Source organism: Myxococcus sp. AM009, assembly GCF_013372605.1.
Lineage (GTDB): Bacteria > Myxococcota > Myxococcia > Myxococcales > Myxococcaceae > Myxococcus > Myxococcus vastator.
The window spans coordinates 1-16,188 of sequence record NZ_JABXEP010000077.1 but is presented as its reverse complement, the minus strand read 5'-3'; the positions used below and the strand labels follow the sequence as shown (position 1 = coordinate 16,188).

Here is a 16,188-nt window from a genome sequence, read left to right as displayed (position 1 = left end):
GGCTCGGCGGGCGGCGCGGCTGGGCCCGCCGAGGCCGCGGCCTATTCGCTCCGCAGCGCCTGCATCGGGTCGACTCGCGCCGCCCGGAGCGCAGGCACCAGGCTGGCCACGAATCCAGCCAGGGCGAGCACCGTCAGCACCGCTACGATTGCCAGCGGATCGGCCACGCTGACGCCGAAGAGGAAGCTCCGCACGAGCTGTGAGAAGGCCATCGCGAGCGCGAGCCCGATGGCCATTCCCAGGCCGATCTGCCAGCCCGCCTCGCGAAGCACGTCCCGCAGGATTCGCGACTGCGGCGCCCCCAGCGCGGCGCACACGCCGAACTCGTGCCGACGCGACGCGACCGCCACCGCCATCACCGCGTACAACCCGACCGAGGCCAGCAAGAGCGCCAGTCCGGCGAACAGCCCCACGAGCAACAGATTCAACCGTTGCTCGCTCGTCGTCGTCGCGACGATGGTCTCCATGGGCTGGAGGTTGGAGATCGGCTGCAGCGGCGCGACCTCCTGGATCGCGCCACGCAGCTCGCGCTCGTTCATCCCCAGGGTCGTGGAGCGCAGCCTGACCCCATAGCTGAGCGGTCCGAACTCGCGCAACAGCGCCCAGATCGGCGGAGGGATCTGCGCCAGCGGCGCGTAGAGCGTCGGCGGCATCGGTTCGCCCGGACCGAACTGGCGCATGTCGCCGACCACGCCAATCACCCGCATCGAGATGTTCGGCCCCTCGTCCATGGGCAGCGTGACGATCTTCCCCAGGGGCTCTCCATCCAGGTAGGCGCGGGCGAAGCCGGCGCTGACCAGGCACACCACCTCGCCCCCCGCGTCATCGCGGTCGTCGAAGCCGCGCCCTGCGAGCACGGGGATGCTGAAGGTCTCCAGGAAGCCCGGGCTGATGAGCCGGTATTGACCGGTGATGGTGCGCTGGTCGGGGAGCACCATGCTGTAGTTGAGCTGGGAGCCAGTCGGCAGGTTCGTCGAAGCGCCGACGTTCTCCACCCCGGGGAAGGCCCGCAGGCGCTCGAGGATGCGGCGGGTCTGCTCGATGGCATCGCCCGCCTTGACGTAGCGCTCCTTGACCGGCGCCAAGGTGAACGTGGTGATCGCGCGGCTCTGAAAGCCCATCGGTACGGACTCGAGCTCCTGCAGGCTGCGCATGAACAGCGCCGCGCCCAGCAGCAGCACCACGGCCACCGCGATCTGCGCGACCACCAGCACGCGCCCCAGCCGGCCGCTCTGGCGGCTCAAGCCGCCACGGCCTCCTCCGCTCAGCTCGCGCGCCAGGTCGATGTGCTGGCTCCGGAGCATGCCCAGCGTCGCCGCGACCACCGCCGTCGCCAGCCCCGCCGCGAGCGCGAACGCCAGGCTGGCGCCATCCAGCGCGACGGCCTCGCCGCGCAGCCACTCCGAAGGGACCAGCCCGCCCAGCAGCCGCAAGCCCACCCACGCCAGTCCCAGGCCGGTGACGGCGCCGACCAGCCCCACCAGCGCGCCCTCCGCCAGCGCCGGCAAGCCCAGGCGCCACAGGGGGGCACCCAGCGCGGCGCGCACCGCGCCGTCGTGACTCCGAGCCAGGGCGCGCAGCAGCATCAGGCTGGCGAGGTTGATCGCCGCGATCACCAGCACGCACGCGGCCGCCCCCAGGAACAGCCAGAGCGTGTCTCCGGAGCGGCGCGAGAACACGCTCGTCGAGAGCGGCAGCGCCGACGGAGGATTCTTCCGCAGATACTCCTGCTGACGCTCCGTCGCGCCCCCGCTGTCTTCCAGCATGGCGCTCAGCACGACGCGCGTCTCCGCGGCCGCGCCCGCGACCGTGGCGTCGGGCTTGAGCCTCGCCACCACGATCTGGTTCGTGGAGAGGTCGCGACTGACCGGGTCCGGCTGGAGTGACTGGATGAGGTCGAAGCGATCCGGCCAACGGAACGCTTCGGGGAGCACGCCGACGACCTGAACAGCCCGGCCTTCAATCTGCAGACTCCGGCCCACGACCGACGCATCCGCGCCGAAGCGCGTGCGCCAGAATTCGTGGCCGAGGATCACCGCCTCCGGCCCGTTGGGCCGATCCTCTTCGCTGTTGAAGTTGCGCCCGACCGCGGGTGGCAGCCCCAACGTCTCGATGAAGCCACGATCTGCCCGCAGCGCCGTCACGACTTCGGCCTGGTCGCCAAACGCGATGTTCGTATTGGTCGCCCAGCCCATCATGATTCCGGCCGACTCCACGCTGCGCATCGCCTTGAGCTGCGGGTAGTACCGCGGCGCGGCGATGTTGTGGTTCTGCTCGACGATGATCCCAAGCGTGACCAGCCGCTCAGGAGTCGGGAACGGCAACGGCTTCAGCAGCGCCTGATGCAGCAGCGAGAACGCGATGGTGACCGTGGCGACGCCCAGCGCCAGCGTCGCGACCGCGAGGACGAAATAGCCGGGGCGGCGCAGCAATCCGCGCCAGGACTGGCGCGCCTCTTCGAGCATGACGCCGAGCGAGTTCATAGGGCCCTCATCGTAGCCGAAGGGGGTCGCTGCCACTCACTTGAGTGACGCCGGAAATCGGGCCTTCGGCGGCGCAATCGGTACGCTCCAGACATTGCTCGAGGTGGGCGAGGTAGAGGCGCCGGATGCGCGCCACCTCTGAATCGTCGTGCGCCTTCACCGCCGCGCGCAGCACCTCGGCCATGCTGCGTCGTCCCAACTCGACCGAGGAGAGCCGGTCGAACTCGGCCAGCGGCACGCCCCCGCTGAGCTTCTGCCGCACGGCCTCGGGGCTGGACTTGATCCGCTTGCCGAACACCTCCGCCCACCCCGCCGAGACGGCATAGTCCGGCAGGTTGCTCTGGTCGATGAAGTCGAAGCTGACCGAGATGGACGTGTCCAGCGTCTGCACATGGTGGGCCCAGCGCGTGCCGACGAAGAGCACCTGGCCCACTTCCAGGTCACCGCTCCATTTGACCGCCTCGCGCCACGTCGGGAAGTCGGCCTCGTCCGGCTGCACGGGGTCCATGTAGCCGACGTCGGGATTGTAGACGTGGCGGAGGTCGTCCGGCGAATACAGCGTCGCCCGCTTGCGGCCCTTGAGCTGCGCGATCAGCGCGATGGTCCCGTTGTTATCGATGTGCAGCGGTGTCAGCGCCCCGGGCAGGCTGACCAGCAGCCAGAAGTGGTTGAACAGGGAGTAGTAGTAGGGAAGCGCGTGGTTCCAGGGCACCAGCGGCGCCGGGACCAGCGGCGCAACCTCGGCGAAGACCGGGTCGTCGGCCTTGTGGACGATCCTCAGCGTGCCGCAATACAACGGCAGGTCCTGCGCGAGAAACTGCTCGTAGTCGCCCTCCATCCAGCGCCCGTCGTAGATTTCCCGCGCTCGCTCAGGATGGCGGATGTAGTCCAGGTAGCGGCTGAATTCAGTCTCGACGCTGACCAGGCTCGACTTGCGATTGGTGATGAAGTTCGGCGCTTTGGCGAAAGCGCTGAGCTGCCCGAAGCGGGATTCGAGATAGTCCAGGCGCTGCCAGGCTTCGAAACCCGGCCAGGCCTTGATGTAGTCCTCGACGATCCACGGGTTCTCATGGAGCAACCTCGGGTTGCCCTCCGCCAGGCGGCGGAACTCCTCGCTGGACACCACCGGTATCTGCTGGGTCTGCATGGCTCAGCTCATTTGGAAGGAGGAAACGGGGCGAGGTGGGGCGCGACCGCGGCGAGCATCTTCGCGGCGAGCGCGCTGGTGCTGTCCCGATGGTCGAGAAGCGGATTGACCTCCATGACGTCGAGGCCCACGACGCGACGCCGGGACGCGATGAAGCCGACCATCTTCTCAATCAACTCCCCGCTCACCCCACCCGGCACCGGATGGCCAGTCCCCGGCGCCAGGCGCGGATCGATCGCATCGACGTCGACCGAGATGTAGACCGGCTCGCCTTCGGGCAACGGGGCCACCACGCTCTCCAGCGGCGCGCATCGTGCGGCGTTCGCTGACATCACGGTCATCTTGTCGGAGCGGGCGCTCTCATCGAAATAGGTGATGCCGCGGTGGCCGATCTGCAAAATCCGGCCGACGTGGCCCAAGCCCGCGATCCGCCGCAGGACCTGCTTGTGGTCGTGCCAACGGCCGCCTGACCAGGCGCAGAAGTCGGTATGCGCGTCGAACCAGACGATATTGAGCGTTGGGTGACGCCGCAGCGCGGCGACCGCCGCGTACGAGATGGCGTGGTCGCCGCCGAGCACGATCGGGAGCGCGTCGCCCTCGACGATGCGCTCAATCTCATGCTGCGCGCTGACCAGGACCTCGGACCAGTCGTGGCCATGCACGCCCTCCACGTCGCCTCGATCGACGCCGGCGACCTCCAGCCGGAAGCCCTGACTGGCGCGCCGGATCGCCTCCGGACCGAAGCGCGCGCCGGAGGCGCCGCCGTTCCCGCAGTCGCTCGGGACGCCAATCACCTCGATGCGGGCGCGCGGCGAACCTTCCTCTGCGCGCGGCCAGCCGAACAGCGATAGGGACGTCTCGTCGCCGGAGCTCGTCGTCGCCTCATTCCGCCATCCCATTATCGATCTTTCGCCGCGCTCATGGCGGTCAAGAGCACATGCAGGGCCGTCATCGAGGTGACACCCCAGCAGCGCGCCATCGGTGTGCAGCCGACCAGGTCCATGCCGACAATCTGGCATTGGGCGCCAATCTGGCAAAGCAGCCTGTGCAGCTCGGCGTACTCGAAATGCGCGCTCGGCTCGACGCCGTCGTCGCGCCCTCCCGGCGGCGCCAGCGCGCGAATGTCCATGCTCACATACACCCGTGGACAGTCCGCCAGACAGCGGGCCAGCGCCTCCTCGCCCCCCGCTTCTCTCAGCTCCGGAGCGGAGAGGACGGCGAGGCCCGCCAGGGTTGGGTCCGCCGAGCCGGCGGCGCCCAGATGCACATAGCGCGTCACGCCGGGAAGGCGCAGCGCGTGCGCAGGCAAGGTGACCGGTGAGACAAAGGAGGGATGGACGGCCCCACGACTCCGCGCGTCGGCCGCGATCCTGACGACCGCAATCGATTGCCGCCCCTGCAGACAGCGAATGGCTGGATAGGTGATGGACGCGTCGCCACCGAGCAGCACGGGCAGGCTGCCGGCGCCCGTTACCGTGCCCATCGCTTCTTCGACGCGGGCGAACAATGCCGCCTGATCCTCCCCGCGCGCCACGAACACGTCGCCGCAGTCGGAGATCGTCACTCCGCGCAGGATCGGGCGTCGGCGGTCGCTGTCGTACCAGCCCAGCGGCTTGCCGTCATGGCGGTCCACGCCGTAGAGGATCTGCAGCGACGACTCCCGAAGCGCGGCGGGCGCTTCGCGGGCGCCGGCGGCCGAGCGGTCACTGAGATCGTAGGCGACGCCGAGCACGACGAAGTCCGAACGCGAGGGCTCCAGCTTCTGCGCGGGCGCATCGAAGATCCGCACGGGCGCATCCGTGAGCAGCCTGCGGTTGGTTGCGGTCGCGTCCTCGCGGACCAGGAACCCCTTCGCGCGCAGGCTCTCGAGCGCGGCGCCCGCCTTGGCGCCGTACTTCCCGTCACCGAGGACGACGCGCACGCTGCGGGGCGCCTCGAACTCGAGGAGGAGCCTGTGCAACGCGATAGGGATACGGATCCGCGTCCCATCCAACTGCAGATAGATGGTAGCGAACCTGGCGTCGAGCTCTTCGACCTGCATCGCGGGCGAGACGACCAGCCGCTCGTCGTCCGCGCTGCCAGTCGCCTCACCCGGAACCGCCGGAGACAGAGCGTCCGCCATCACACCGCTCCAGGCGCTGCCATCTTGAGCGCTGACGGCGCGTCTTCCTCGAGCGCCGCCAGCAACTCACGCCGGACCCGCGCCGACTTCTCCGACTGTGGAGCGGCCAGCGCGCTGCGCAGGACACAGATCATCAGCTCGCGCCCAAGCTCCGGGTGACTGGCGTCCGTCAGCGCGTCATGCATGCGGCGGTCCGGGATCCGGGTGCGAATCAGCTCCGCGTTCTTCTTCGCGAACCGGCCCAGCTCGTCTCTCCAATCGACCGACTTCGCGTACGCGCGCAGGTTGAGGTCGTTGATGAAGTCGAAGCTGACGGTGGTCGAGTCCGAAAGCGTCACGACGTGATGCGCCCAGTTCGGTCCCCAGATGAGCAGCTCGCCGGGATTGAGCAACGCGGTCCATGGGCGGGCTTCGCGCCAGGTCGGGAACTCGTCGTCGTTGGGATTCAGGGGATCCAGATAACCGACGTCGGGGTTGTAGAAGTGGGGCTTGTCCTCGGCGCTGTAGAGGATCGCCCGCTTCTGTCCCCGCAGCTGCGCCAGGTAGGCGATGACCGCGTTGTTGTCCTGGTGCAGCGGCGTGAGCGCGCCCTTCAGGCTCACGTACAGCCAGACGTGGTTGCCCGACTGGTAGTAGTACGGGATCTCGTTGTTGAAGTGCTCCAGCGGCTCCGGGAGGATCGGATCGAGCTGCGAGAAGACCTCCTCCTTGGCGTGGCGGACCAGCCGGAGGTTTCCGCAATACAGGGGCAGGCCGAGCTCACGCAGCAGCTCCGCGCTGCCCTTCGACCACTTCCCGTCGAAGAGCGCGTCGATGCGCTCCGGGGCCTTGACGTACTCCAGGTAGGTGCCGAAGTCGGTCATGACCTGACACATCTTCGCCTGCTTGTGGGTCACGAACTGCGGCGCGCCGGCCGTCACCGGCAGGTGTCCGAACGTCTCGCTGAGCGCGTCCAGGTCACCCCAGCGCTTGCTGGCGAGCCACTTCTCAGTGAAGCCCCGCACCACGCAGGGCTGCCGGGTGAGCACGTCCGGCGATTTCTCCACCAGTTGGCGGAACCCTTCGAGGTCATAGGCAGGAATTGGTGTGGCTTCCATTCGGCGGTTCCTCGTGCCTGACGCGGATGATGAGAAGTAAGGCTAGCTCGCGAGCTGAAAACCCCAGTGGTCCGCGGCGTCGCGAAGGAGCTCCGCGGCGATCGCGCTCGTCGACGCCTGGACGTCAAGGACCGGGTTGACCTCGACCATGTCGAGACCTGCGAGCCTGCGGCTGCGCACCAGCGTCCTCAGGATCCGGCGCAGGTGCAGCGGGTGCAGGCCGTCCGGCACCGGGGCGCCGGTACCGGGCGCGAGGAACGGGTCGACGGCGTCAATGTCAATGGAGACGTAACACGGCAAGTCCTCCGGCACGAGCGCCAGGAGTTCGGCGTCGGTCAGGCCGCGCGCGCGCGACGACGTGACGACGACCGCGCCATCGCCCAGCGAGCGCTCATCCCCCACCGTGATTCCCCGGTAGCCGATCTGCACGATCCTGCGCACGCCGCGAAGCTTCGACAGCCTGCGCAGCACCTGCTTGTGGTCGTGGAACGCGGCTCCCTGCCACGGGCTGAAGTCCGTGTGCGCGTCGATCCAGACCAGGCACAAGTCCCCGGAGGACTGCAGCACCGAAACGGGCGCATAGCTGATGGAGTGGTCGCCGCCGAGGAACAAGGGGCGCAGGCCCCGCTCCAGGATCTCCTTCGTCGTCTCCGCCAACCGCTCCAGGTAGCGCGAGAGATTCGCCGGCCCTTCCACGTCACCCCAATCGCAGCCCGCGACACGGGGGGGCGCCAGGAGCCGGCTCGCCTCGCGTATCGCCGCGGGTCCCTTCGCCGCGCCGCGAGCAATCGGGTTGCCGAGGTTCGTCGGCGCTCCCACGACGCAGAGCATCCCCGGCTCGGTCGGCGCGAGGTTCCGGTCCAGCCAGCCGAAGAGCGACGCTCGCGGTCCAGCTTCGCTCATCGCCCCGCCTCATCATGCCCTCGGGAGGCCTCCATCGCGGTCAGCGCGAGATCACAGGCGACCGCGGTGGACAGGTGCGCGAACGTTGAGCGCGTTTCCAGGCCAACGAGGTCGATGCCAACGATTCGGTGCCTCCGGCCCAGCGCGGTGATGATGTCCCTGAGCTCGGACTGGGACAGCCCGGCCGAGACACCGTGTTCATCCGTCCGCATGGACTCCGGCTTCGTGACCCCGAGGTCGATTGACAGATGGACGGCGGTCCGCCCGCCCCAGTCGCACGTCAAGGTGTCCAAGGGTGCTCGGCGAAGCGTCTGCACGTCGTACAGCATCACGCGGTCGCCCAGGCTCGCGGAGGGCGTCTTCCGCCCGCCCAGGCTCACGAAACGCTCGATCCCGTCGAGTTGCAGCAGACGGGCCGCGACTTCGTCCGTCCCGATGACTTCGGACGACGACGAAGGACCCGTCACCGGCTCGGCGGAGAGCTGGACGACGGTCAGCGGACCGCGGCGACGCAGCGCCGCGGCAACGGCGTACGTCACCGAGCTGTCCCCGCCGAGGACAACCGGCACCGCGCCCTCGCCAAGCGCTTCGAGGGCCGAGGAGATCCTTCCAAACAGCTCGGCCTGGTCCTCTCCGTATTCGACGTAGACATCGCCGGCGTCCGCCAGCGTGGCGCCCCGCAGGATCCAGGTCTCCCGGTTCGCGTCGAACCAGCCGTTTGGCCGGCCGTCGGTGATGCGCATCCGGTAGAGATAATCGAGCGACTTCTGCCGGATCGCCGTCGGCGCCCCACGGCAGTCGACGGTGCCCGCCAGGTCGTAGGGCACGCCCAGCACCACGAAGTCACTGGCCGAGGTGTAGGCCGGCGCGTTGCAGAATCGATAAGGCACTGTCGTGCGCAGGCGGAGCGCGCGGTCCGCGCGAGGCGCGTCGGCGTCGAGGAGGAGCCGCTTCTCCAGCAGCTTCCCGACCCGCGCGCGTGCGCCGGCCATGGCTCCGGGCGGAACCACCTCATCCAATCTGCGCGGCTTCGCGAACGCCTTCAGGAACTGGTAGGCGGCAATGGACAACTTCATGCGCGCCGCCGAGGCGAGGTTGGCGACCGTGACGTGGGTTTCGTCCTGGCTCTCCAAAATCCAATCGTCGGACAGCACCAGCCGGAGCGCGGACGGGTCACCCCGCTCCGCGGATGAAATAGACGCGTCGACTGGGAAATCCGGGTTGCGCATGTTCGCTCTCGCCCAGATCGCTCAGGCCCCGCTGTGCCGGACCTGGGCCCGGAACGTCCTGAGCTTGCCGAGCAGGCTGAAGGCGCGTGTCGCCAGGCTCCACAGCGTGACGGCCGCGCCCGCGAGCATCAACGAACGCCAGAAGACCTCCAGGAAGGCCTTGAGCAGCTCGACCAACGGCGCTCCGTCGCCAACAGCCTGGACGAAGGCGCGCAACAACGCGGGATATTCCTTGGCGATGCTCATAATCACGAACTGGAAGATCACCTTCAGGATGTAGGCCAGGAACAGCGTGCCCAAGGCCGTATAGATTCCCAGCGCCCACTTCGCCCTGCGGGTCAGGTCGATCTTCGGCCCCGACTCCTTGACTCCGAAGAGCTTTCCGCCGAGGTGCTGCATCCACAGCATCTGCTGCTTGCGCAGGTTCACGATGCCGAAGAAGTCGCTCATCAGCCAATAGCCGTCCATACGGAGGAACGGGTTGAAGGTCGTCGCGATCGAGAGATCGATGAGGACAAAGGCGACGAGGAAGACGATGTCTCCGGTCCGCAGGAACAGCGCCAGGGTCAAGAGCAGAAAGATCGACTCGAAGTAGACCCCGCCGATATCCACGACCGCGCGCTGCCGGCGTGGGAGCTTCCAGGCGTCTGATACGTTCGTCCAAAGGACCGTATAGATGATGTAGACGCCCCACCCGATGGTCATCCGCCGACAGCCGTAATAGGCGGCGGCGCTGGCATGTCCGAACTCGTGACAGAGGGTTCCCAGCGTGGAGAGCAGCATCACGGCCAGGACGCTGGTGGCGTCGAGCTGGTTGAAGTCGACGCGCTGAGCCGTGAGCAACACGCCGTACACGTAGGCGTGCGAGAGAACAGCCAGAATCAAGCCGAGCACCAGCGCCGGGGTCTTGAACATGAAACCCAGGCGCCGCGCTATCGGTTCGACGACGCTCGGAGGGATGATGGGGAGCTTGATGAACAGGAACGCGCGCTTGGGCTGCGAGCTGACGCCCGCACGCGAGGCGTCCTGGTCCGGGAGAATGAGAATGCCCTTGGGGAGCAGGGACTTCTCCACCAGGCGTCGGAGCCAATCCCGCTCGAAGGTCCCCTGCCCGCGCTGCAGAAACGCGTCAATGGCTTCGTCGGTGGTCCGGACGCCGTCGAACTCCCGCACCAGCTCCATGTAGGCCGTCGGCAGCGCGAAGCGCACCGCGTCGTTACCATCGGGGACGGCGCACATCACCATCGGCTTCGACGCATCCGAGTCGAAATCGGAGACCTCGATGAGGGGATTGGCCAACAGCCGGGCGGGTTGCGTCATGGTCCGAGCTTCCTGAACTCGCCTTCCAGGCAGACCTTTCGGGCGCTTCGAGCGATCTGCGACCGGATCGGGCCCAAGCCCGATCCGGCCTAGAGACTATCGGCAGGCGCCGAAAGTCGTACTGCTTACTCCACCGAGCGCTCGACCTGGGAGTCGCAGCGGCCGTTGCAGCGGCCGGCCAGCTCCAGGCGGTCCTCAAGCTCGATGATCTCGAACTCGTCAACCAGCAGGGTCTCGTTCTTCTCAACCGCCACGGCGTTCTTGTCGTTGTTCATTTGATGTTCCTCTGGGGAGATGCACTGTCTTTGCTACTGCATTACCAATCCCCGTGCATCGGAGGGTGGCAACTCCGGTTCGCCGGTGAGGCACGGCAAGCCGCGCTCCGGCCAGATTCAATTCGAGTTCAGCGCGTTGCTTCCGCGCTCCCGTGACACCGAACGGCGTCCCGGGACGCGAGCTGGCATATCAGGCTCCACATCCGCGAGCGTTCGTCGCTCGGGTGCCGGTCCAGCCACTGCAGGTCCACGCCTTGGCTTTCGTCCGCGAGGCGCGTCGCCAAGTCTATACTGGCGAACGGAAATTTGTAGCAGCGGCCGGTCATGGCGTCGGTCCAGACGATGTCGTTATCACCCGGGAGCTCGATGATGCGCCGTGTGTCCATCGCCACCCGGCCGCCAGTCCTCAGGTGCTCGGTCAGGCTCCGCTCGATCTCCTCGACCGGATGCTTGGTGGAGGGAATTGGAAGCCGCCACTGGTGGAACAAGTCGCCGCCGCACCACTCGTCGGCGTACGCGTTCAGCGCTTCGCCCAGGAAGGTGTAGGCGCTCTGCACTGCTTCCTCCACGAAGCGCTCCGCGTCCGCGCCGCGCAGCGGCCCGCCCGGATCGTGGACCGGCCCCGTCCTGCACGCCCGCTCGCCGTCAAGATGGTGGGCCACCATCGGGATGACCGGCGAACCGAACCGTGCCGCCATGGCGAACAACCCGTTCTTGACCCGGCACTCGCGCCCGAGCAGCGCCACCGTCGAGCGCCGCGCGTCGCCCCGCGTACCGTCACTGCCCGTGTTCCCATCGATGGTGGAGAAGGCCAGCTCGCCCCTGGCGAGCCCCTTGGCCAGCCCAATCGCGCCAGCGCGCGCCTCGACGTCGACAAAGTTGAGGCGTTTCCAGAGCGCCGCGTCCGGATTGCTGGCCCGCGCGGTCCAATAGTCATTGTACGAATCGCTCGCGAGCGGCAGGTGCGTCGCGATCCCCGCATGCGCGAAGTCGGAGGGGAGAAAGCGCATGTGGCCGAAGTGAAAAGAAACGCCCACCACCCCACGGCCGCGCTCGAGCAGCGCGCGCACCTGCTCGACGTGCTCCCCCTTCAACTGCGGCCCGTCGGGCGCCTGCGTCAACCTCGGCAGGTAATGTTGGTGGTACTCCCACCCACCGAGAATCTTGCTGATCGCGGCGGCACGCGCGGCTCGCGCAATCCGCTCCCGCGACCAATCCCGGCCGAACAGCGACAAGAGGTTGAGACGGTAAGCGCGCAGCCCGAATGGCAGGAGCTCGTCGTCGCTGAGCGACTGGACCAGGTCGAACACCTCACTCTTGCTCGCGTCGCTCCGGGCGAGCAGGTGATTGACCCGGTCGAGCCTGGTCGATGTGGAGGTGGCGGCGTTGTCGGGGGCCGTTCCCTGGGGCATCGTCATGGCGCGCTCTGCTTGGCGTTGGGCGGCGTCGGCGACTCCCGCTCCTCTCCTCCGTCGAGTGGCGCAGGCACGGCCGCCGAAGAGACAGCCGCGCTTTGCGCTGCGGCCTGTGTGGCCTTGAAGTAGTCGACCATCTCCCGCTTGGCGGTGAAGCGGATGGTCGGACAAGGACGCTGGTTGTAGTCCATGCGGATCTGCGGACAATGCACGCCCTGGCAAGCCGGCAGATTGTGGCAGCTCTGGCAGCCGGTATCCCGCTCGAAGGCCGGCTCGGTCCACAGGGCCATCTTATCCGTGTTCAAGTCGAGCGAGCCGTCGGGCTGGATCTTCCCGACGATGTTTCGATCCTTCTTGTTGAGGTCGATCGTGCACTTCATCAGGTCGCCGTGGGCGCCCACGATGAAGTTGTAGGGCCTGACCGCGTAGCACACGTCCGTCCCCACCCTGGCGCCGGGCCGCCACCCGCTGGTGACGCGCAGGCCCAGCGACCGGGCCGCGGCCTTCAGCCGCATGTGCGCGGAATGAGATTCGTCCTTGCCGCAGACGTCCAGGTTGGCGTCATTGCTCCCGCCCCACCTCCCTACCGCGTGGAAGGAAACGGTGAAGCGGTCGTCGTCGCTGAACTTGTCCTTGAGGGATTGCAGGAACTCTTCCAGGCCCTCGACATTTGTCTTGGCGAAGTTGACTCGAATGACGACGGAGAAGTCGTCGGCGCGCTCGCTCAGCTTCACCAGGTTGTCGTAGATCGTCTGGTACGTGCCGCCGCCATCGCGCGCCGGCCTGTGCTGGTTGTGGTGCTCCGGCAGGCCATCCAGGGTGATCTGGAAGTCGGTGATGCCCCACGAGAGGAGGCGACCGGCCACGTCCTCCGTCAGCAGGTAGCCGTTCGTGGTCATGTGGCTGGAGAACCGAAGCCCCTCGCGCTTCGCTGTTTCAGCGAAGAACGGCGCCAGGTCTTCAATGGCTTCCATCCCGTACAGCGGCTCGCCTCCGAACCAGGAGACGTTGAACTCGCGCAGGGTCCGAACACGGCTCTCCACGAGCTTCTTGATGCTCGCGCGCACATCGGGGCGCATCGTGCCGCGCTTGAAATCCTCGTAGCAGTACGTGCACCGGAAGTTGCAATCCTCGGAGGCCAGCAGGATCAGCTCGAGGATGTCATTGCGGTGATTCGCCTGGCCGAACGCGTACTGGACCCGACGCACCTCGTCGGCCTCCTTCGCGATCAGGAAGCCTCTCTTGGAGAGGTAGCCGACGATACCGTCGCCGTTGGAGCTGAGCCCCTTCTGGCTGATCAACTCGAGCACCGACTCGCGTTGCGCCGGGCGGAACGCGTTCAGCGACCCCGAATAGGTGTTCCACAGCAGCAGCCAACCATCGTCCGTTAGCGCCTGGACATTGAAGCGCGAAGGCTTCCAGTCCCGCTTCGCGGCGACCGGCGTGAGAGGTGCGCTCGCGGATGATTCACCGACCGAAGTGCGCGGAATTCGATCGAGAGGGGACTTGAAGAGGATGTCCTTGCCCGTTGCCACGCGACCTCCTTGATACCCGGACCGAATCGAGCCCCATACAGGCGAAACAGCGCGAGGCGCGACTTCAGATACATTCCCGCTTTATCTTGCTACCACGCTTAAATTTGAGTTGCAACAGGCCCACTGCTTAAAACACGGATTCCAACTTATTGGGCGCTGCGTCATGATTGCACCAGGCCTGGGTCGAAACGCACGCCGTCCCCCTGTGGATGCGGGAGGTCATCGAGCACCGCCCCGCCGCTCGCGTCCCGGACCTGCCCGCCGCAGCGCCGCCACCCTCCTCCGGGGCGCCTCGTCCTGGGCCGTGCCGAGAGCCTGGCTGGCGTCAACGTGGACGTCCGGTCCGTGAGCGCGAACGTGTACACACCCCGGACCGGAGCGTCAGGCTGGTACTGAGGGCTCACTTCAGAACTGCCACTCCTTGCCCTTCTGGCTCAGCACCTCGCGGGTCGCGGATACATCCCCGAGCGCCTTGAAGGGAGATGAATCCGCGAGCTTCAGCACCGACTCGAGAACCGCGCCCGTGAGCTGAGGGTTGTTCGTGGCGATGGCGGAGTCGAGCCGCTCGAAGAGCTGACGGAAGTTCTCTTTTCGCTCGTCGAAGGAGCGGTCGAGATAGTCGAGCAGGACGTCACGCTTGGCGTGAATGCGCTCCACGTCGACGTACGCGGCCATCTGGATGCGGACCTGCTCGGTCTTCTCCTTCTGGATGTCTCGAATACACTCGGCCACTGTCTTGAGTCCCTCAAGGACCTCGGAGACGCCAGGGCCCTGCTGCCTGGCCATTCGGTCGGCGGTCATACAAAGGACTCCTGGAGCAACTGTCGCTGTTGGGCAAGCAGCGCCTCTGCCTGTTCGTTGATGTTGCCCTCGGCCGTGAAGATGGCCACGCGGAGCAGTTCGCTCTCCGCCTTGGCGAGCTGCATCGCCGAGGCGAACTTCCGAAGGTGTTCGTCGTTTGCCGGGTCGAAGCTGCCATCCAGCGCCCAGAGCGCGTCAATGGCGCGGTTGGCGCGCACGTCGAGCGCTGTCGTGACTTGCCGAAGCTCGTCGACGCGGGTGCCCGCCCGGCCGAGAAGCGCAATGGCCGCTTCGAGTTGCGCCACCATCTTGTCCACTTCAGCCGCGAAATCCTCGGCCTTCGTCTTCGCCTTCTCCCCTTCCCTGGCGATGACGAAACCGGCGACGACCGCCGCTGGGGCGACCGCGATGCCTCCCAGGACGACGGCGCCGCCCGCGACACCGAAGCCGCCAGTGGCCAGGGAGCCGCCACCGAGCCACGCGAGCAGCGCGCTCTTCGCCGCGGCACCCGTGAGGCCGGAGATGGCGGTTCCGGTTCCCGCCGTCGCGAAGGTCGTGACGAGGCTCGTGGTCACCGCGCTCGCCCCCGCTCCGGTGAGGGTTGCCGTGACCGCGCCGGAGAGGGTCCCACCGGCCTCCAGGTACTGGGCGGCGAAACGGCCGACCTCCTCGCGGGTCACGCCCAGGGCGCCCAGGCTCTCCAGGGCCGACAGCCGGGCCTTCTGTTCCAGCTGCTCAAGAAAGTCGAAGAGGCGCCGGAAAGTAGTCACCGTCACCGTCTTCCGCTGTCCCTCCAAGGCATCCAACCTCACCTGGAGCGAGGCGCGCGCCTCTTCGAGACGAGCAACCCACTCCTGATGGCGCTCCTCGGCCTCTTCACCAATGGCCTTGGCCTCCTTCATGGCCTGGACGCCGTCATAGCCCTTCTTTCCGCCATACCCAAGCAGGGCGGCGACACCGATTACCACAGGAATGAATGGCAGTGGCATGGGATTCCCTTTCAGCCCAGTTGCGCCTTTCAGAACGCCGCCGCTGGAAAGTCCATCGAGTCCGACGCTCGCCGAGGCAGGGCTATGCGCAGTCTCTCGCGAGGGCGACCATCTGAACATCATCCTAGAGAGGTATGGTCCCCCGCCTTGCCCTCAGGCATGAGTGAAAGCACACCCGCCTAGATCTCAATTCGGCACTGTTGAATTTTCCATCCAAGCGCCGCCTCGGGAATAGGCCGGGTAAGACAGCACCCACTGACCGCGTCCTGACCGGTAACTACCAGTATGGCAACATTAGTTGAAGGAGGGGAACCATGCACATCCAACACGTAGAAATCTGGAATTTCAGGAAACTCCAAGCCGTCTGGATCGATTTCGCGGACGAGACGACTGTATTCGTAGGCGCAAACAACAGCGGGAAAACATCCGCCTTTCAACCGCCTGCCGGGTGCGCTCGGGCGGAGGGACACCATTTCAGCTCGCTCAATTTCGACACCGGGCTTAAGGGCCCGCTCACAATTTACTTGGCCCTGAGAGGCGTTCCCATGTGTTGCTGAGCATGATGGATGAGGGAGACCGGCCCGTTCTCGCACCGACTGGATGATGGGATCCCAAGTGGAGGCTTCAAAAATGCCATCACGGAACCGAACCACCAGAGGTCACGCTCGTTATGGGACCCAACTCCTTGACGCGACAGCAGTTTCCGCGAGAAGCAGAACTGATTGCTCCCATCCTGCGGTTCTCCGTGTCCTTCCGGCAGACGTGCGTGAAGGGCCCTGGTGCCCCCCGGTACCGTCCTCGGCCCATTGGAGTGGACCGGGAGAGACACGGTGGCGAGAGGCAGTATCGCAGCGGAGGAGTTGGAGGCGTTG

At 66.7% G+C, this 16,188-nt stretch carries 14 protein-coding genes; 1 reads left to right on the top strand and 13 read right to left on the bottom strand.

Annotation, left to right across the window (positions count from 1 at the left end):
- Nucleotides 1-41: 41 nt before the first annotated feature.
- The 13 genes from HV824_RS19875 to HV824_RS19815 form a co-directional block, all read right to left on the bottom strand.
- Nucleotides 42-2,483: an ADOP family duplicated permease gene (locus HV824_RS19875; protein ID WP_176416214.1), complete on the bottom strand. Its 2,442-nt coding sequence runs from the start codon at nucleotides 2,481-2,483 to the stop codon at nucleotides 42-44.
- A 7-nt stretch (nucleotides 2,484-2,490) separates the two neighbouring features.
- The gene (locus HV824_RS19870; RefSeq protein WP_176424002.1) at nucleotides 2,491-3,630 is read right to left on the bottom strand and encodes a cupin-like domain-containing protein; all 1,140 of its coding nucleotides are present in this window, start codon (nucleotides 3,628-3,630) and stop codon (nucleotides 2,491-2,493) included.
- A gap of 8 nt (nucleotides 3,631-3,638) precedes the next feature.
- Nucleotides 3,639-4,529, bottom strand: coding sequence for an arginase family protein (locus HV824_RS19865; RefSeq protein ID WP_176416212.1), 891 nt, complete (start codon nucleotides 4,527-4,529; stop codon nucleotides 3,639-3,641).
- Nucleotides 4,529-5,752 (bottom strand): arginase family protein, encoded by a 1,224-nt coding sequence (locus HV824_RS19860; RefSeq protein WP_176424001.1) that lies wholly within the window; start codon nucleotides 5,750-5,752, stop codon nucleotides 4,529-4,531. Before HV824_RS19860 ends, HV824_RS19865 begins: the two co-directional genes overlap by 1 nt.
- Entirely contained in the window at nucleotides 5,752-6,849 is a 1,098-nt protein-coding gene (locus HV824_RS19855; RefSeq protein WP_176424000.1) for a cupin-like domain-containing protein, read from the bottom strand. Before HV824_RS19855 ends, HV824_RS19860 begins: the two co-directional genes overlap by 1 nt.
- A 42-nt stretch (nucleotides 6,850-6,891) precedes the next feature.
- Nucleotides 6,892-7,752 (bottom strand): arginase family protein, encoded by an 861-nt coding sequence (locus HV824_RS19850; RefSeq protein ID WP_176423999.1) that lies wholly within the window; start codon nucleotides 7,750-7,752, stop codon nucleotides 6,892-6,894.
- Entirely contained in the window at nucleotides 7,749-8,981 is a 1,233-nt protein-coding gene (locus HV824_RS19845) for an arginase family protein (RefSeq protein WP_176423998.1), read from the bottom strand. The genes HV824_RS19850 and HV824_RS19845 overlap by 4 nt, the downstream gene beginning before the upstream one ends.
- Nucleotides 8,982-9,002: 21 nt before the next feature.
- The gene (locus HV824_RS19840) at nucleotides 9,003-10,301 is read right to left on the bottom strand and encodes a hypothetical protein (protein ID WP_176416207.1); all 1,299 of its coding nucleotides are present in this window, start codon (nucleotides 10,299-10,301) and stop codon (nucleotides 9,003-9,005) included.
- A gap of 125 nt (nucleotides 10,302-10,426) precedes the next feature.
- Nucleotides 10,427-10,576: a hypothetical protein gene (locus tag HV824_RS19835; protein ID WP_176416206.1), complete on the bottom strand. Its 150-nt coding sequence runs from the start codon at nucleotides 10,574-10,576 to the stop codon at nucleotides 10,427-10,429.
- 128 nt (nucleotides 10,577-10,704) lie between these two features.
- On the bottom strand, nucleotides 10,705-11,994 hold the full coding sequence (locus HV824_RS19830; protein WP_176423997.1) for a hypothetical protein: 1,290 nt from the start codon (nucleotides 11,992-11,994) through the stop codon (nucleotides 10,705-10,707).
- Nucleotides 11,991-13,526 carry a radical SAM protein gene (locus HV824_RS19825; protein WP_368738084.1) on the bottom strand — a complete coding sequence of 512 codons (1,536 nt, stop codon included), beginning with the start codon at nucleotides 13,524-13,526 and terminating at the stop codon, nucleotides 11,991-11,993. Before HV824_RS19825 ends, HV824_RS19830 begins: the two co-directional genes overlap by 4 nt.
- A gap of 405 nt (nucleotides 13,527-13,931) precedes the next feature.
- On the bottom strand, nucleotides 13,932-14,327 hold the full coding sequence (locus HV824_RS19820) for a hypothetical protein (RefSeq protein ID WP_176423996.1): 396 nt from the start codon (nucleotides 14,325-14,327) through the stop codon (nucleotides 13,932-13,934).
- Nucleotides 14,324-15,439, bottom strand: coding sequence for a hypothetical protein (locus tag HV824_RS19815; protein ID WP_176423995.1), 1,116 nt, complete (start codon nucleotides 15,437-15,439; stop codon nucleotides 14,324-14,326). Before HV824_RS19815 ends, HV824_RS19820 begins: the two co-directional genes overlap by 4 nt.
- A 191-nt stretch (nucleotides 15,440-15,630) precedes the next feature.
- Here HV824_RS19815 and HV824_RS38235 point away from each other — a divergent pair, with 191 nt between their 5' ends.
- Nucleotides 15,631-15,873: an AAA family ATPase gene (locus HV824_RS38235; protein WP_176423994.1), complete on the top strand. Its 243-nt coding sequence runs from the start codon at nucleotides 15,631-15,633 to the stop codon at nucleotides 15,871-15,873.
- Nucleotides 15,874-16,188 lie beyond the last annotated feature (315 nt).